Here is a 16,720-nt window from a genome sequence, read left to right as displayed (position 1 = left end):
AGCCCCATTACATTTTCTCTGCTTTCTTTTTTTCCTTTTTTTTCTTCACAACACTTCTAATTATGTATGCACCTGCAAGTAAAGCTAATAAATTCAAGGAATCACCAAAATTAATCGTCAAACTGAAGCGATTATGGACCCTGATATTATTAGTATTATTAACTGTTTTAGATTGTCCTTTTTTCTCCATTACTCCATTCGTCAAAAAGAACCCCCCTTAGAAAATTATACCATATTCATCTATATGCGGATATTTGATTGTTAAATTATTAAATGACTAAATATTAGTTTAGTAAATTATTAATAATAGACGCCATTCTTTTTAGAGAATGGCGTCTGTGGTTAATATAATTTTTTTAGGCCGAACCATTTGGAGAATAAACTTTGTTTTTTATCCTTAATGATGAGTTCATCCATAACTAATTTTTCACGATTGTTGTGGATCCAATTCTGTAATTCTTGTTTATCTTTACAGAGAGTATAATATGTTTCGCCACCTTTTCCAAGAGCGTTGACAACATATCGACTTGTGTTCTCCATAATGCCCACCTTTAACATGTATTGTTTAATTTGCATTATATCAGGCTGATAAAAATAATCCATGGTTAATTTTCATCAAAATAAATCCATTTAATTTCAAATAATGCTACAACCATTGTAGGATGTATTGTTATTAAATACAAGCCTTATTAACGTTATAGTTTTTTATTTTAATATTCTCGAATATTACATAATAATATTATGTAAACTACAAATTCGATCAATAAAATTTAGTTCATTCCCCCGTATCTTAAACACGTATTCAAACGTTAAAAGTAAAAAAAGAGCTAAAAGAGAAAGAGGGGAATACAATGACCATAAATCTCTTAATGTTTACCATTTCTTTCAATAAGCGTAAGAAAACCCTAGAAGAAGCTGAAAGAGAAGAATACGTGGAAAAAATGTATCAGCAAAATAAAGAAAAGCAGATAACCGTTCATCACATGATGTGAAGCATCCAAAATTCACATATAATAAAAAAATATCATTGACCCGTATCTTATTAACCTTCTTGAAACGTTTATAGAACAGAGAGTGCAAAAGGAGTGAAATTCATGTCAGCTAAGCTAGACCCATTCAGTATAGCGGGCCCGAAAAATGACGAGAACCACTGGAATGAAAAGTATCCTAAACTACAACAGTATTGCCGTTTTCTAGCCCAAAACCAATGGGAGGGAGATGACATTGCCCAGGAGACCTATCTGAAGGCTCTAAAATATCCACAGCACCAGATAAGCACCGCCCTGTTAAACAAAATTGCCTATCATCATTGGATAGATCAACTTAGAAAAAGAAAACATGAAACATTCGAGCCAAATCTTGATCAGTCCCATTACGAAATAACAAGATCGCTCGAAGAAGTCACCAATACTGTTGAAATGCTCATTCAAAAGTTCACACCAAAGCAGGCCGTCATCTTTTTATTAAAAGAAGCATTTCAATATCAGCTAAAGGAAATAGCTCAGATCCTTGGTACAAATGAATCAGCAGTAAAGGCTAGTCTTCATCGCGGAAAAAAACGACTGGAAAAAACAACAGAAGAAGAGGAGGCTTTTTCAGTTGAATCGTTTTGGAATGAGGAAGAAAAAGAGCAGATGACCGACATTTTTTATGAAGCATTGAAAGAAGAGGACCCATCTGTATTGATTGAAGCTATTCCTTCGATTACGGCCAATAGTAATGTCCCTAATTTCAGTTCAAAATTACTGGAAACCCGCTATCCGTCTCCTTCAAGCACTCTCTGTATGGCTGCATAGCCTAATCATCGCTTAAGGAGGATAAAAAAATGAGTACAATACCATATGTAATTGAGCAATCCAATCGAGGAGAACGTTCCTACGATATTTATTCCCGGCTGTTAAAGGACAGAATCATTATCATTGGGGAGGAAATTACCGATCATACTGCCAACAGTGTCGTTGCACAATTATTATTTTTAGCCGCAGACGACCCAGAAAAAGAGATTTCTCTTTATATTAACAGCCCGGGCGGTTCAACCACAGCTGGATTTGCGATCTACGATACTATGCAGATTATTAAGCCTGATGTACGAACGATATGTACAGGAATGGCTGCATCATTTGGTGCTATGCTACTCCTGGCAGGAACCAAGGGGAAACGTTTTGCCCTGCCTAATAGTGAAATTATGATCCATCAGCCATTGGGTGGTGTGCGAGGGCAAGCGACAGAAATCGAAATCTCTGCACGCCGTATTTTAAAGCTTAGAGAACATATCAATCAAATCATCGCTGAGCGTTCAGGCCAGCCGGTAGAAAAAGTAGCCAAGGATACAGACCGCGATTATTTTATGAGTGCAGAAGAAGCTAAAGCCTATGGGATTATTGATGAAATATTAAAACCAATTTGATTGTTGAAAAAGCAATGCAAAGGATGAAATCTTGCATTGCTTTATTTATTTGAATAAAACCTACATTGGATCGAGAAATCGGTCCTTTTGTTATTTAACTAAAATACACAGTAATTTTTAAAAAAATAATTTGGATAAAAAAAGACACTATTCGTGTCTTTATGCAGGCTTCTTCTTCATTTTTCCTGTTCCTACCTTAAAGAACAATCTCAGCATTGGAGGGACAACGAAGTAGATAAAGAAGAGCCTGAATAGTTGAAAGCCTGTAACCATGGATAAGTCCGCATTCACTTCATGAGCGAGGATGGCCATTTGATCCATTCCCCCAGGGGCCAAGCTCAGTAAACTAGTCGAAGGCGTGATATGGTAGAAAACAATGAGCAATAATCCCAAGCCGACAGACCCAGCAATCATGAATAGACCGCTCAGAAACGCCAGACTAATAACTTTCGCTTTATTTTCTAGTTTTTCAGGCTTCAGCAGCAAACCAATGTATGTACCAATCATAAACTGTGAAACATCCAAAATGGATGGTGGCACGGCAGGTCCATGCAGTCCCGAAATACCCGCAATAGCAGTCCCGAGGATGGGTCCTAATAAATTAGGGGTTGGAAATTTTAGTTTTCTTGCCAAGAAAGCACAAAAGACACAAATCATCGCTAACAAAATCACATTTGGAAATACAGGACCTGAAAAGTGAACGGCCTGGTCGCCAACATTAACTGCAGAACCAGAGCTAGGAGAAGTATGATTAAATAAAGGTCCCAAAATAAGAAAAGGGACAACAAAAATAATCATCATCAAACGAGCCACCTGAAGGAAAGTCACCGTGGTAATATCGATCCCTTTCATTTCTTCCGCAAAAATAATCATTTGTGAAAGTCCTCCAGGAATACTTCCTGTTAATACGGTTGGATAATCGACTCCAGTTAGTTTGGAAACTACCAGCGCAATAGCTGCACAAAAACAGACCAGTAATACTGTCATAAGCAGCATCGAAGGCAATTTGGAGAGTATTTGTACTAGCGCTTCTTTTGTAAAGGACAACCCAATCGAGTAGCCAACAACAATTAAGCCTGTATCACGAATCCCAACAGGCCAATAAAAAGCGACTTTTGAAAATCTGGCACCGATTAATACTGCAGCCATCGGTCCGAGCAGCCAAGGAATCGGTGTATGCAAGACAGTGAAAAGTAAACCGCCAATCACAGCTGTAATGAAGGTAATCGAAAAACGAAGTAATTTATTTTCCAAATTCTGCGATGAATTTTTCAAGAAGAACCCTTCAATCTTTAAAAATTTTATTCTCGTCCTAACATGAAGGAAATTCGGTATTATATGTAATTTCAGAACCAGCAAAACTTTGCTTATTGGACTAAGGTAATAAACAAAATCGATCCTCCATTTCTAACCATTTTAATATTTTATCACGCTAATAGGAAGAAGGGTAGTGTTCACTTTTATATAAAAAGAGAAAGCAAAGATTGCTTCCTCTTTATTCTTACATTAATGACTGCTGCTTTCCTCATGATGAGATTCACTTTCAACTTCACTTGGATTAAAACCAAATGGTCCTCTAGGTGCGAAATTTTCTACACGGAAGATCGCCACAATCGTTTCAATTCTAATGGCCAAAACACGTTCGCGCATTCTGCCTCTACTTTCCAATACAATAACATCTCTGCCAACCTCAAGAAGTCTTCCGACAAAATTCCCTTGAAGGGTAACGACTTCTACTTCCTTCTTCAAGAGTTCATGGGCAATTTGATGAAAAGTTAATTCGGTCACATCCATCCTCCTCCTTCACATTACAGTAAATGCAAATTTTCAAAAAAGGGCATTCGTTTCTAAAAAATTTTTTCGTCCAATGTTCTACAGAAAAAGAAGACAAAGGAATTTTTAAAATTTTAGATTTTTTTATTTACATAAAACCTATTGGTATGGTAGGATTAATTTCATCGATTAATAATTCTTATCAAGAGAGGCGTAGGGACTGGCCCGATGAAGCCCGGCAACCTGCTAAGCAAGGTGCCAATTCCAGCAAAATGATTCTCATTTTGGAGATAAGGTGTTCACTAGACTAACGCCTTTCCTAAAATGGGAAAGGCGTTTTTTGTGAAAAGGAGGCGAATCAAGCTGAACGCTATTGAAAGGGAAGAACTGATCACTCATTTAGAGAAAATGCTGGTTTCCTTGCAATTTGGCTCTATTACACTAGTAGTTCAGGATGGAAAGATTGTTCAAATTGAAAAAAACGAAAAGGTTCGTCTTAAACAGAATAAAATCCGCTGACCAGAATTCTGGAGGCTGACTAAAACGTCAACCTTCCAGGAAGACGCTTTTTTTATAAAAAAAGGAGGCATGTGGCATGACAGCTGCAATAACCTATCAAAATTGGCAACAAATTTCAGACACTTTCTCTTTCGATGATGAGACAAAAGGGGCACTGTCCGTATTAAAGTGGGCATACAACACGTATCCTGACCAAGAGATTGTCTATGCATCAAGCTTCGGTGCTGAAGCCATCGTGTTAATTGACCTGATCCAACAGGTAAAACCAGATGCTCATATTGTTTTCTTAGATACTGGACTTCATTTTCCGGAAACCTATGAGGTCATCGACAAAATGGAGGCTCGTTTCCCAACACTAAGAATCGAGCGGAAACAACCGAAAGTCACTCTTGATGAGCAAGCAGCAGAATATGGCTCTGCGTTGTGGCTAAGAGATGCCAATCAGTGCTGTAACATTCGTAAGGTTATTCCATTAAGGGAAACACTGACTGCGAAACAAGCGTGGATTTCAGGCCTTCGCCGTGAACAGTCTCCAACAAGAGCTAACACTGAATTCCTTAATAAGGATGACAAATTCGAGAATATTAAAATTTGTCCGTTGATTCATTGGACTTGGGATGAGGTATGGGATTACATCAAGAAAAAGGATCTTCCATACAACACCTTACACGATCATAATTACCCTAGCATTGGATGCTTCCCATGTACAAAACCTGTTGCAGATGGCGGGGATTCACGTGCAGGACGCTGGGTAGGCAGCGGCAAGACAGAATGCGGCTTACATACCCGCTAACCAGTCATCCCCACACCTTAGGATTGTCGGGCATTGATGGGCAGTGCCCGCCGCTTTAGGCTATGAATCTAGCAAAAAACACGTGGGGGATTTTAGCCTAGTAAGCGGGTGTAAAGGAGGGTGTTCCAAATGCTCACAATTATCGCAATTACGGTTGGTTTATTTTTTGCCATCAATATTGGCGCCAGCGGAGCAGCAGCATCAATGGGAATTGCTTATGGTGCAGGCGTTGTAAAAAAACGTTTGGCCTTGATTCTGTGCAGTATTACTGTATTCCTTGGTGCCTGGCTTGGTGGAGGAGAAGTAGTTAAAACATTAGGAAGCGGAATTGTGCCTAGCAGCACGTTTACGGTTCCTGTCGCATTAATTGTTTTAACTTCAGCAGCTTTAGCATTGTTTCTAGCTAATATCTTCGGCATCCCGCTATCTACGAGCGAAGTAGCGGTGGGGGCTGTGGTTGGTGCAGGGATTGTCTATCAATCTGTGTTTGCCAGTAAACTTGTATGGATCATGTTATTCTGGCTACTGACACCGTTTGTTGCTTTTATCATAGCCATCTCTGTTACATTTTTATTAAAAAACAAACATTTGAAAAAGTGGATGGAAGCACCGAAAGCAGTACCTTATCTTTCCATTCTGGTTGTCTTTATGGGCCTTTTCGAAGCCTTTTCAGCTGGAATGAATAATGTTGCAAATGCAGTTGGTCCGCTTGTCGGTGCCAAAATTCTTTCCACTGGAAACGGGATTTTCTGGGGCGGGTTATTCGTAGCCGGAGGAGCACTTATGCTCGGCCATCGAGTTCTTGAAACCAATGGGAAGAAAATTACTTCCCTTCGTCTTGAAGAGGGATGTGTGATTTCAGGAACAGGCGCGACAATCGTGACCATCGCATCTGTTTTCGGAATTCCGGTTCCATTGACACAAATTACCACGTCCTCCATTATTGGGATTGGCTATGCTAAAAACGGCAAATCTGTTTTGAAAAAAGATATCGTTGTACAACTTCTTACAGTTTGGATTGTATCACCTGTTTTATCCATGGTATTATCATATACATTAATCCAATTGATTATTGAACATAACTTTTACCCAATCATTGCAATGGCCGGTGTCTTGATTTCCGTCATAGGTATCATGTCATTAATGAAAAAGCAAAAATCAAGTATAACAGTGCACCAGGAGATTGCAAAAGAGTAAACCTGCTAGTTTCATAATTTTATTGATATATAATTTTTTAAAAAAGAAAGGACTTGATTAAAAGTGTCATTTTTACCAGCACCTCACGGAGGAAAACTAATCCAAGCATTCGATCCAACTTATGATTTAACAAACATTGAGAAAGAAATTGAAATTGATGCCATTGCCTTGAGTGATCTAGAGTTGATTGGTGTTGGACTATTCAGCCCGCTAACAGGGTTCCTTGGAAAGGCCGATTACGAAAATGTTGTTGCTAATATGCGTTTGGCTGACAATACGATCTGGTCCATCCCAGTTACATTGCCAGTTTCATACGAAATTGCTGCAACACTTAAAGCCGGAGAAGAAATCAAGTTAGTATTTCAAAACGAAGTTTATGGTGTCATAAAGGTATCTGAATGGTATGAGCCAGATTTAGATAAAGAAGCAATCGAAGTATACAAAACAGACGAAGTTGCTCACCCAGGCGTGAAGCGTTTATATGAAAGAGGACCTGTTTATGTAGCAGGGGATATTGTTCTTGTGAAGAAATCAGAAAAAGGCGTTTTCGCTGATGTTTGGTATGAGCCAAAAGAAACACGTGCTATGTTTGAAGCAAAAGGCTGGAAAACAATCGTTGGTTTCCAAACTAGAAACCCAATTCACCGTGCACACGAGTACATCCAAAAAGCTGCCTTAGAAACGGTTGATGGATTATTCGTAAGCCCACTTGTAGGAGAAACAAAATCAGATGATATTTCAGCAGAAGTTCGTTTAAAAAGCTATCGTGTATTACTTGAAAATTACTATCCTGCTGAACGTGTACAGCTTGGAGTATATCCTGCGGCAATGCGTTATGCTGGTCCAAGAGAAGCGATCTTCCACGCCATTGCACGTAAAAACTTTGGCTGCACACACTTCATCGTTGGCCGCGACCATGCTGGTGTAGGCAATTACTACGGAACTTACGATGCACAGCACATTTTCAGTAATTTCGCTGAAGGCGAGCTTGGCATTAAACCAATGTTCTTTGAACACAGCTTCTATTGCAATAAATGCGAAGGTATGGCATCTGACAAAACTTGCCCGCATACTAAAGAAGATCGCGTAATCCTTTCTGGAACAAAAGTAAGAGAAATGCTTCGTGCTGGTGTTCTTCCTCCTGCAACTTTCAGCCGTAAAGAGGTTGTGGAAGTACTGATTGAAGGCATGAAGGAAGAAACTGCAACAGTTTAAGGAGGAAAATCAACAATGTCAAAAGCATCAAATATCACATGGCATGCTGCAACCGTCACTAAAGCAGACCGCCACTCACAAAATGGTCATGCCAGCTGCGTACTTTGGTTTACAGGTCTTTCTGGCTCTGGTAAATCAACTATTGCAAATGCTGTATCTGGTGAATTATACCGCCAGGGAATTAGTGAATATGTACTCGATGGCGATAATATCCGTCATGGTTTGAATAAGGACCTGGGATTTTCTGATTATGATCGGACAGAAAATATTCGCCGCATTGGGGAAGTAGCTAAACTATTTGTTGATAGTGGTACAATCGTAACCACTGCATTTATCTCTCCATTCCGTTCTGACCGCGATCAGGTTCGTGCTTTGTTTGAAGAAGGCGAGTTTATTGAAGTATTCATTGACTGTCCGCTTGAACAATGTGAAGCGCGTGATCCGAAGAAGCTTTATGAAAAAGCACGCCGCGGGGAAATTAAAGATTTTACAGGAATTGATTCACCATATGAAGCACCGGAGCGTCCAGAAGTGACGATTCGCTCTGACCAATTATCGGTGGAAGAGGCAGTACAGCAAATTCTTCAATACCTGCAAGAAAAGAATATTATCTAGTTTTTAGGAAAGGATGAACAGCCATGGTTGGCAAGGTTTATTTAGTGGGTGCGGGTCCTGGCGATCCAGATTTAATAACGGTCAAAGGATTACGATGCCTTAAGCAAGCCGATGTCATCCTCTATGATCGGCTCGTAAATCCGGAACTATTAAATTATGCAAAAGAGGGGGCGCAGCTGGTATACTGCGGCAAACTCCCCAACTACCATACCATGAAGCAGGAAACGATTAATCACTTTTTAGTGAAATACGCTAAAAAAGGATTTCAGGTTGTCCGCTTAAAAGGCGGGGATCCATTTGTATTTGGCCGCGGCGGCGAGGAAGCGGAGGAATGTGTGAAACATGATGTACCGTTTGAAGTGGTTCCCGGAATTACTTCTGGGATTGCCGCCAGCGCTTATGCAGGGATTCCGGTGACTCATCGCAATGTAAGCAAAAGTTTTGCTTTCATCACTGGCCATCAGGCAGGAGATGTGGCAGCGGATCATCAATGGTATCATTTGGCTAATGGGGTGGATACACTTTGTATCTATATGGGTGTATCCCATCTGCCAACCATCATTCAGCAGTTAATCGAAAACGGCAAATCACCTGACACTCCGATTGCCCTCGTTCATTGGGGAACGTTAAGTGATCAGCAGACGGTGGTAGGAACGCTTGAGAACATTGAAGACCGTGTAAAGGAAGCAGCGATTTCAAACCCAAGCATGATTGTGATTGGTGAGGTTGTGAAGCTTCATAATCGGTTAAACTGGTTTCAAGAAGAAATTGTTCCAAATCTCCCGGTTGTTCATGGGTAATGTGCTTGGAGGGTATGATGATGAAAGCCGTTTTATATATCGGTCATGGGACACGCTCGAAAAAAGGAGCAGACGAGGCAAGGGCCTTTGTTGCGAGAGTCAGTGAGCGGGTGGATGTACCCATACAGCAAATTAGTTTTCTAGAATTAACAGATCCATCGATTGAAGAAGGATTTAGGCAGTGCGTGGAAAGAGGTGCAACAGAAGTAACGGTTGTTCCCTTATTTCTATTGGCTGCCGGGCATATCAAACAAGATATTCCCCATGTTCTTGAATCGATTAAAGAGCAGTTTCCTCATGTTTCAATAAAAGTAAAGGATCCTTTCGGTGTTCAAGGAATGATTCTTGATGCAGTGGCTGAATTGGTTAGAGAAACCGCAGGCTCAGTCGGGATTCAGGATCAGGTTTTGATTGTCGGAAGGGGAAGCAGTGATCCGGATACTCTAGCTGATTTCGGTTTGATTACGGATGGTATAAAGGAACGGCTTGGGATAACCGGCGTTTCGGTATGCTATTTGGCAGCTGCAGAACCCCGATTACAAGAGGGGTTAACTACAGTGATGGAAAAAGCTGAGGGCAAGGTGATTGTGATTCCTTACTTATTATTCTCAGGACTCCTGATAGCAGAAGTAACTGCTGAAATTCGAAAGTGGGCGAAAATGGGCAGAGAGATCTATCATACAGGTATCTTGAGCAGCCATCGGGTGATTGAGGATATTGTGATGGAGCGGGCATTGGGAAGATAGTCCTTTTACGATCAAAAAAACAATTTTTAATAAAAATTCAGTATATTTTTAGAATAATAGTTGTCTGAAACAAAAAAAAGTGGCATCCTAGTTTATTAGAGAGAGTTTTCTCAGTAAAATAATTAATTTTTTATTCCATGTGAGGTGGTATTGTTGCAACTTCAGGTATTGAACAGCCCGTTTACACAGGAGCAAGTGGAGCTCCTTAACAGACTCCTGCCAACCTTGTCAGAAACACAAAAGGTTTGGCTTAGCGGCTATCTTGCTGGCTCCCAGCTAGGAACCGCAGCAGCCCAATTAACTCAGGTTCCAACTGAAAGCCCAAAAATCTCAAAAGAGGTAACCATCCTTTACGGCTCCCAAACAGGGAATTCTAAAGGTTTAGCGAAAAAATCAGCACAAGCACTAGAAGCGAACGGATACCAAGTAACTGTCAGTGCGATGAGTGATTTCAAACCTAACAATCTTAAGAAGCTTCAAAACCTTCTTATTATCGCGAGCACACACGGAGAAGGGGATCCGCCAGATAATGCGATAAGCTTCCATGAATTTCTATACAGTAAGAGGGCACCAAAATTAGAAGACTTACATTTTTCCGTTTTAGCCCTTGGAGACAGCTCCTACGAATTTTTCTGCCAGACAGGAAAAGACTTCGATGCTCGTCTTGAAGAACTTGGAGGAACACGTCTATATCCACGCTTTGACTGTGATGTGGATTTTGATGAACCAGCTGCTGAATGGCTTGAAGGAGTTCTTGCAAGCTTAGGTGATGCCGTTGGATCAACTCAAGCACCTTCTCAGACGGCAATAAACCCAGCACTCGAATCGGTTTACTCAAGAACAAATCCATTCAAAGCTGAAGTTTTAGAAAACATTAATCTTAACGGCAGAGGCTCGAATAAAGAAACACACCACCTTGAGATTTCACTTGAAGGTTCCGGTCTGACCTATGAGCCAGGAGATGCTCTCGGGATTTATCCAGACAACGACCCAGAGTTAGTGGACCTTTTAATTAAGGAATTAAACCTGAACCCTGATGAAAAAGTAAACGTGAAACAGGGCGATGTCCGTACTTTAAGAGATGCGCTTGTTTCCTATTATGAAATTAGCGTACTAACAAAACCATTTCTTCAAAAAGCGGCAGAGCTGACTGGAAATAAAGAGTTACAAGATCTTCTTGTTCCTGGTAAAGAAGAAGAAGTAAAAGGTTATATTCATGGACGCGATTTAATCGATTTAGTTCGCGACTATGCTCCATGGAACGTAACCGCACAGGAGTTTGTTTCGATTTTACGAAAAATCCCTGGTCGTCTTTACTCGATTGCTTCAAGCTTAGCGGCCAATCCTGATGAAGTTCATTTAACCATCGGTGCTGTTCGCTACGAAGCACATGGACGCAGCCGAAACGGAGTTTGTTCGACATTAGTAGCTGACCGTATCAACCCTGGGGATATTCTAAACGTATATGTACAGCAAAACGAAAACTTTAAATTGCCACAAAACACTGAAACACCTATCATTATGATTGGCCCTGGTACAGGGGTAGCTCCGTTCCGCTCATTCATGCAGGAACGTGAAGAAACGGGTGCAGAAGGGAAATCATGGTTGTTCTTCGGTGATCAGCATTTCGTAACAGACTTCCTTTACCAGGTTGAATGGCAAAAATGGCTGCAAAATGGAACATTAACGAAATTAGATGTTGCTTTTTCAAGAGACACCGATCAAAAGGTATATGTACAGCACCGTATGCTTGAAAACAGCCAAGAGTTATTCGAATGGCTTCAAGAAGGTGCCGCTGTATACATCTGTGGAGATGAGAAACATATGGCACATGATGTTCATCAAACACTCATCGACATCATTGAAAAAGAAGGCAGCATGAGCCGTGAGGAAGCAGAGGCTTATCTTGCTAACATGCAGCAGCAAAAACGTTACCAGCGAGATGTATACTGATTTTAAGGGGAAGGAGTTTTTATTCAACATGGTTAATCAAATTTTAAAAGCACCAGATGGACCACCAAGTGATGTTGAGGATATAAAAGTACGAAGCAACTATCTGCGCGGAACCTTGAAAGAAGTTATGCAGGATCGAATCAGCGCCGGTATTCCAGACGACGATAACCGTCTAATGAAACACCATGGCAGCTACTTACAGGACGACCGTGACCTTCGCAACGAGCGTGCAAAACAAAAGCTTGAACCAGCCTATCAATTTATGCTGCGTGTACGACTCCCAGGAGGAGTGGCAGCCCCGAACCAGTGGCTTGTGATGGATGAACTTGCTGACAAATATGGTAACGGCACCTTAAAGCTGACCACCCGCGAGACATGGCAAATGCACGGAATTCTAAAATGGAATATGAAAAGTACCATTCAAGAAATTAATGCGGCACTTATGGATACCATTGCAGCCTGCGGAGATGTAAACCGTAACGTAATGTGTGCATCGAATCCATATCAATCTGAGATTCATGCTGAAGTGTATGAATGGTCTAAAAAATTAAGTGAGGATCTACTTCCGAAAACAAGAGCGTATTATGAAGTATGGCTCGATGAAGAAAAAGTAGCCGGCACTCCTGAATTTGAGGAAGTAGAACCAATGTATGGTCCAACCTATTTGCCGCGTAAGTTCAAAATTGGTATCGCTGTACCGCCATCCAATGATATTGATGTCTTTTCACAAGACCTGGCTTTCATTGCAATTGTGGAAGATGGCAAACTAATCGGCTTTAACGTAGGGATTGGCGGCGGTATGGGTATGTCACACGGTGATACCGCAACCTACCCGCAGCTGGCAAAAGTGATCGGCTTCGTTAAACCGCACCAACTTTATGAAGTGGCTGAAAAAACCATTACGATTCAACGCGATTACGGAAATCGTTCTGTTCGTAAAAATGCCCGCTTTAAGTACACAGTTGACAGACTTGGGCTTGAAAATGTCAAGGCGGAGCTTGAAAGCCGTTTAGGCTGGAGTCTGGATGAAGCGAAACCATTTAAATTCGACCATAATGGCGACCGCTATGGATGGGTTAAAGGGGTTCAAGGAAAATGGAACTTTACCTTATTCATCGAAAATGGCCGCGTGGCGGATTACGATGATTATAAATTAAAAACTGGCTTGCGCGAAATTGCCAAAGTTCATTCTGGTGATTTCCACTTAACCGGTAATCAAAACGTCATTATTGCCAACGTTTCAAGCCAGAAAAAGAAGAAAATCAATGAATTAATTGAAAAATACGGATTAACGGATGGAAAGCATTACTCTGCGCTTCGCCGCAATTCTATGGCATGTGTCGCACTTCCAACTTGTGGATTAGCGATGGCAGAAGCTGAGCGTTATCTACCATCTTTGATTACAAAAATTGATGAGATTGTTGATGAGGCAGGCATACGTGACGAAGATATTACCATTCGTATGACTGGCTGTCCAAATGGTTGTGCAAGACACGCCCTTGGTGAAATCGGCTTTATCGGTAAAGCGGTAGGTAAATACAATATGTATCTTGGGGCAGCACATGACGGCAGCCGTTTAAGCAAAATGTATCGTGAAAATATCGGTGAAGAAGAAATTCTTAAGGAATTACGTGTCATTCTTCCACGCTATGCGAAAGAAAGACAGGAAGGCGAGCACTTCGGTGATTTCGTTATCCGTGCGGGAATCGTTCAAGCAACAACTGACGGTACAAATTTCCACGAATAGACCTATTTCAAAGGAGAGGCAGGAATTCTGTCTCTCTTTTTTTTGTTTAAGAACCTAAAAATTTATGAAAAAAGGATGAAAAAGCTGTACAGAAGATTAAAAAAGATGTAAAAATGGATTGATTACGAAAGTTACAGGAAAAATATATTTACATGAGTGGTTCTATTTATAGGGGGAAAGAAGGTTGAAAAAAAGAGTAAAAATGAAGATCGGATTCATTTCATTGCTGGTCATCCTAACGGGTCTGTCCGCTTGTATTATTTATAACAAATCAGTAGCTACACCAAAGCCTGCCATGGCACAGCAAGCACCAAAACCTGTTACTATCTATCTTGCTGGGGATTCAACTGTATCCGATTATCCAAGTTCACTATTTCCGCGTTCAGGGTGGGGCCAAGTGTTACCAACCATGCTTGACCAACAAGTCACAATCCGGAATTTTGCAAAACGAGGAAGAAGTTCGAAAAGCTTTATCAATGAAGGGAGATTAAACTGGATTTTAAACAGTATTCAAAAGGGAGATTATCTGTTTATTCAATTTGGCCACAATGATGAAAAAGTGAAATATCCGAATCTCCACACAAATCCAAACACAACCTATAAGAGTTATTTGAAACATTATATTGATGGAGCAAGGAAAAAAGGGGCTATTCCGATTCTAGTCACACCAGTTCAAAGGATGAGCTTTTCAAGTGATGGCAGGGCATTGAATACTCACGGACGTTATCCAGCAGCCATGAAGGCCCTTGCTAAAGAAGAAAATGTCCCTGTGATTGATTTAGCTTCTAAAAGTAGAAGACTATACCAACAGCTAGGTTCCGTTGATACTAAAAGATTATTTTTATGGCTAAAAGCAGGAAAATATCCAAACTACCCGCAAGGAGTTAAGGACCCAACTCATTTTCAGGAATATGGGGCAGAGCAAATCGCTAAATTGGTCATTGAGGGGATAGAGGAGCTGCATTTACCCTTAGAAAATCATATTCTTGCTAAATATCGTTAAGTAATGAAAGAAAGACTGCTTCTTTTCTTTAAAAGCAGTCTTTCTTTTAATGTTTTGGTTTTAGAAATATCATCTTATCGGCGATTTTCGATTAAACTCACAATAATTCTACCTCGTCCCTGACCCTTTAAGAGAGTGGGAAGTATCTCAGGCAGCTGCTCAAGCGTTACTTCTTCTTGGATAAGTTCCTCGAGGTTAGCCGGTTTAAAATCGCCTGCAAGACGATCCCATATTTTTAATCTTGCCTCCATTGGACAATAAACAGAGTCGATCCCAAGCAAGTTTACGCCTCTAAGAATAAAAGGAAACACCGAGGCAGGCAGTTTTGTCCCAGCCGTTAATCCGCTTGCAGCAACCGAACCGCCGTATTGAATTTGACTCAATAACGAAGCAAGCGGCTCCCCACCAACAGGATCGACTGCAGCAAACCAATTTTGCTTGCCTAAAGCTCTAATTTTTCCATCATACACTTCCTCACGGGAGATAACTGCCGTTGCACCAAGCTTTTTCAAATACTCATGCTCGGATTCTTTGCCTGTACTAGCTTCCACTTGGTAGCCAAGATTAGCGAGAATGGAAACGGCAAAGCTGCCAACACCCCCAGTTGCCCCGGTAACAAGTACCTTACCTTTATCTGGCGAAACATGATTTTCTTCTAAGCGTTGAACAGAAAGGGCAGCTGTAAATCCGGCTGTACCAATTACCATTGCTTCTTTTAGCGTCAAACCGCTTGGCAGCGGGACGATCCACTTCGCAGGAATACGGGCATATTCACTGTATCCGCCAAAATGGGAGACCCCGATATCATAACTAGTGGCAATCACCTCATCTCCTTCTTGGAATCGACTGTCACTGGATGAGACGACAACACCTGCTAAATCAATTCCAGGTACAAATGGATAACGAGTAACAATGTTACCATTTGGAATGCTTGCCAAACTATCTTTATAGTTCACACTGGAGTAGTGAACTCGAATTAAGACATCTCCTTCTGGCAGATCGGCTAAGGTTAGTTTTTGTATCTCGACAGAAAAGTTCTCGTCCTGCTTATCAACAATCAGGGCACGAAACGTTTGCGGCATAATTATTAACTCCTTTGCTTGTACAAAAATAAAATCACTTACATCATATAATAATAATATCATTTTATCTTTATATAGAATGCGCTATTTGTGAAAATACGAGGAATTTCATAGGTCAGAATGTTCACTAGATAAATTTCGTGTACCTTAGGATGAACTTTTAATTAAATAATCTGCCATTAGATTAAATTTATATTAATAATCAAATATCCTGAATAGTACTTCTGGTTTATTTGGCTTATTTAGAATATAATTAACCTATAATCTTTTTATTGTATTCGGTCGGGGGGGTAACTTATGAGCATAAAACATAAAAAGTATAATTTCTTTCAACGTCTAGGACGTGCTTTTAAGTTAAACTTTTTAAAACTTCTCCGTTCTCCAGGAGGGGCGAAAAAGGTTTCATTAGGATTTGCAATAGGATTCGGGCTAGAAATGTTAGTCATTTCGTCTGCGTCCCTAATATATATACTATTTGTACCGATCGTCCGTTTAGCTAAAGGCTCATTGCCAGCTTCCATCATCGGAAATGTAATTGGAAAACTTACCTTGCTTCCGGTAATTTTACTGCCTTTTGCCAGAAAATTAGGGAAACTTATTTTTCCAATGAAGGTAAAAATGGGGCACAATGGTTCCTTTTCATTCGAAAGACTTATACATGGTGATTTCCATAGCTTAGTAAGTCTGATCCATGGAGGGTTTCACGCTCTAATCGGGATGACGATTTTTGGAGTTATCCTAAGCGTAATTTCTTATTTTATTGTTCATTATTTTTATGAAAAAGAACGAGTGAATCGATTAAAAAGAAGACGAACTAAAAGTGAAATCCGCATCAAAAGAATAAATAAAAATTTTATTTGACCGTGTAAA

18 protein-coding genes, 1 pseudogene and 1 riboswitch are annotated in these 16,720 nt (G+C 40.4%); of the genes and pseudogenes, 14 read left to right on the top strand and 5 right to left on the bottom strand.

The features are described 5' to 3' along the window. Nucleotides 1-7: 7 nt before the first annotated feature. Entirely contained in the window at nt 8-205 is a 198-nt protein-coding gene (locus tag CVD27_RS28470; protein WP_101646879.1) for a hypothetical protein, read from the bottom strand. 137 nt (nt 206-342) lie between these two features. Then, nucleotides 343-540, bottom strand: a complete 198-nt coding sequence (locus CVD27_RS05500) for a hypothetical protein (protein WP_101646878.1) — start codon at nt 538-540, stop codon at nt 343-345. A gap of 311 nt (nt 541-851) precedes the next feature. Here CVD27_RS05500 and CVD27_RS05495 point away from each other — a divergent pair, with 311 nt between their 5' ends. The 3 genes and pseudogenes from CVD27_RS05495 to clpP all read left to right on the top strand — a co-directional run. Then, nucleotides 852-992: a YrzI family small protein gene (locus CVD27_RS05495; protein WP_101646877.1), complete on the top strand. Its 141-nt coding sequence runs from the start codon at nt 852-854 to the stop codon at nt 990-992. A 102-nt stretch (nt 993-1,094) separates the two neighbouring features. After that, nucleotides 1,095-1,796, top strand: coding sequence for a sigma-70 family RNA polymerase sigma factor (locus tag CVD27_RS05490; protein WP_101646876.1), 702 nt, complete (start codon nt 1,095-1,097; stop codon nt 1,794-1,796). A gap of 26 nt (nt 1,797-1,822) precedes the next feature. Continuing rightward, nucleotides 1,823-2,407, top strand: a pseudogene (clpP, locus tag CVD27_RS05485) (ATP-dependent Clp endopeptidase proteolytic subunit ClpP); the annotation flags it as partial. Between the two features lie 159 nt (nt 2,408-2,566). On the opposite strand, the gene CVD27_RS05480 reads toward clpP, so the two are convergent. Beyond that, entirely contained in the window at nt 2,567-3,661 is a 1,095-nt protein-coding gene (locus tag CVD27_RS05480) for an AbrB family transcriptional regulator (protein ID WP_180960165.1), read from the bottom strand. 252 nt (nt 3,662-3,913) lie between these two features. After that, nucleotides 3,914-4,195 carry a hypothetical protein gene (locus CVD27_RS05475; protein ID WP_180960164.1) on the bottom strand — a complete coding sequence of 94 codons (282 nt, stop codon included), beginning with the start codon at nt 4,193-4,195 and terminating at the stop codon, nt 3,914-3,916. Between the two features lie 181 nt (nt 4,196-4,376). Next, a riboswitch (SAM riboswitch) is annotated at nt 4,377-4,477 on the top strand. Nucleotides 4,478-4,588: 111 nt separating this feature from the next. Between CVD27_RS05475 and CVD27_RS05470 the strand changes: the two genes are divergently transcribed. The 10 genes from CVD27_RS05470 (at nt 4,589) to CVD27_RS05425 (ending at nt 14,768) form a co-directional block, all read left to right on the top strand. Further along, complete coding sequence (locus tag CVD27_RS05470) at nt 4,589-4,699, top strand: DUF2292 domain-containing protein (protein WP_374703049.1); 111 nt, start codon at nt 4,589-4,591, stop codon at nt 4,697-4,699. A 76-nt stretch (nt 4,700-4,775) separates the two neighbouring features. Beyond that, nucleotides 4,776-5,492 carry a phosphoadenylyl-sulfate reductase gene (locus CVD27_RS05465; RefSeq protein WP_101646872.1) on the top strand — a complete coding sequence of 239 codons (717 nt, stop codon included), beginning with the start codon at nt 4,776-4,778 and terminating at the stop codon, nt 5,490-5,492. A gap of 129 nt (nt 5,493-5,621) precedes the next feature. Then, nucleotides 5,622-6,689, top strand: coding sequence for an inorganic phosphate transporter (locus CVD27_RS05460; protein ID WP_101646871.1), 1,068 nt, complete (start codon nt 5,622-5,624; stop codon nt 6,687-6,689). A 63-nt stretch (nt 6,690-6,752) separates the two neighbouring features. Continuing rightward, entirely contained in the window at nt 6,753-7,904 is a 1,152-nt protein-coding gene (sat, locus tag CVD27_RS05455) for a sulfate adenylyltransferase (protein WP_101646870.1), read from the top strand. Between the two features lie 15 nt (nt 7,905-7,919). Next, the gene (cysC, locus tag CVD27_RS05450) at nt 7,920-8,519 is read left to right on the top strand and encodes an adenylyl-sulfate kinase (protein ID WP_101646869.1); all 600 of its coding nucleotides are present in this window, start codon (nt 7,920-7,922) and stop codon (nt 8,517-8,519) included. 23 nt (nt 8,520-8,542) lie between these two features. After that, on the top strand, nt 8,543-9,319 hold the full coding sequence (cobA, locus tag CVD27_RS05445) for a uroporphyrinogen-III C-methyltransferase (protein ID WP_101646868.1): 777 nt from the start codon (nt 8,543-8,545) through the stop codon (nt 9,317-9,319). 20 nt (nt 9,320-9,339) lie between these two features. Further along, nucleotides 9,340-10,065, top strand: a complete 726-nt coding sequence (locus CVD27_RS05440) for a sirohydrochlorin chelatase (RefSeq protein WP_101646867.1) — start codon at nt 9,340-9,342, stop codon at nt 10,063-10,065. Between the two features lie 153 nt (nt 10,066-10,218). Continuing rightward, a complete protein-coding gene (locus tag CVD27_RS05435) occupies nt 10,219-12,018 on the top strand; it encodes an assimilatory sulfite reductase (NADPH) flavoprotein subunit (RefSeq protein WP_101646866.1) in 1,800 nt (599 codons plus the stop codon). A 28-nt stretch (nt 12,019-12,046) separates the two neighbouring features. Further along, nucleotides 12,047-13,765 carry an assimilatory sulfite reductase (NADPH) hemoprotein subunit gene (cysI, locus tag CVD27_RS05430; RefSeq protein WP_101646865.1) on the top strand — a complete coding sequence of 573 codons (1,719 nt, stop codon included), beginning with the start codon at nt 12,047-12,049 and terminating at the stop codon, nt 13,763-13,765. Nucleotides 13,766-13,949: 184 nt separating this feature from the next. Beyond that, nucleotides 13,950-14,768 (top strand): rhamnogalacturonan acetylesterase, encoded by an 819-nt coding sequence (locus tag CVD27_RS05425; protein ID WP_308301751.1) that lies wholly within the window; start codon nt 13,950-13,952, stop codon nt 14,766-14,768. A gap of 74 nt (nt 14,769-14,842) precedes the next feature. Here CVD27_RS05425 and CVD27_RS05420 read toward each other — a convergent pair whose 3' ends face one another. Continuing rightward, entirely contained in the window at nt 14,843-15,850 is a 1,008-nt protein-coding gene (locus CVD27_RS05420) for an NADPH:quinone oxidoreductase family protein (protein ID WP_101646864.1), read from the bottom strand. Nucleotides 15,851-16,147: 297 nt separating this feature from the next. On the opposite strand from CVD27_RS05420, the gene CVD27_RS05415 reads away from it, so the two are divergent. Further along, the gene (locus CVD27_RS05415) at nt 16,148-16,711 is read left to right on the top strand and encodes a DUF2062 domain-containing protein (protein ID WP_101646863.1); all 564 of its coding nucleotides are present in this window, start codon (nt 16,148-16,150) and stop codon (nt 16,709-16,711) included. The last annotated feature ends 9 nt before the right edge of the window (nt 16,712-16,720 follow it).

This window comes from Neobacillus cucumis (assembly GCF_002860255.1).
In the GTDB taxonomy this organism is placed as follows: Bacteria; Bacillota; Bacilli; order Bacillales; family Cytobacillaceae; genus Neobacillus; species Neobacillus cucumis_A.
The sequence above is the reverse complement of the archived record's forward strand: the minus strand, read 5'-3'. Positions and strand labels throughout refer to the sequence as shown.

Excerpts from the sequence above, each read along its gene's own strand:
- CVD27_RS05500 (WP_101646878.1), bottom strand. The coding sequence starts at position 540 with ATGGAGAACACAAGTCGATATGTTGTCAACGCTCTTGGAAAAGGTGGC.
- CVD27_RS05495 (WP_101646877.1), top strand. The coding sequence starts at position 852 with ATGACCATAAATCTCTTAATGTTTACCATTTCTTTCAATAAGCGTAAG.
- CVD27_RS05490 (WP_101646876.1), top strand. The coding sequence starts at position 1,095 with ATGTCAGCTAAGCTAGACCCATTCAGTATAGCGGGCCCGAAAAATGAC.
- CVD27_RS05470 (WP_374703049.1), top strand. The coding sequence starts at position 4,589 with ATGCTGGTTTCCTTGCAATTTGGCTCTATTACACTAGTAGTTCAGGAT.
- CVD27_RS05465 (WP_101646872.1), top strand. The coding sequence starts at position 4,776 with ATGACAGCTGCAATAACCTATCAAAATTGGCAACAAATTTCAGACACT.
- CVD27_RS05460 (WP_101646871.1), top strand. The coding sequence starts at position 5,622 with ATGCTCACAATTATCGCAATTACGGTTGGTTTATTTTTTGCCATCAAT.
- cysC (WP_101646869.1), top strand. The coding sequence starts at position 7,920 with ATGTCAAAAGCATCAAATATCACATGGCATGCTGCAACCGTCACTAAA.
- cobA (WP_101646868.1), top strand. The coding sequence starts at position 8,543 with ATGGTTGGCAAGGTTTATTTAGTGGGTGCGGGTCCTGGCGATCCAGAT.
- CVD27_RS05440 (WP_101646867.1), top strand. The coding sequence starts at position 9,340 with ATGAAAGCCGTTTTATATATCGGTCATGGGACACGCTCGAAAAAAGGA.
- cysI (WP_101646865.1), top strand. The coding sequence starts at position 12,047 with ATGGTTAATCAAATTTTAAAAGCACCAGATGGACCACCAAGTGATGTT.
- CVD27_RS05420 (WP_101646864.1), bottom strand. The coding sequence starts at position 15,850 with ATGCCGCAAACGTTTCGTGCCCTGATTGTTGATAAGCAGGACGAGAAC.
- CVD27_RS05415 (WP_101646863.1), top strand. The coding sequence starts at position 16,148 with ATGAGCATAAAACATAAAAAGTATAATTTCTTTCAACGTCTAGGACGT.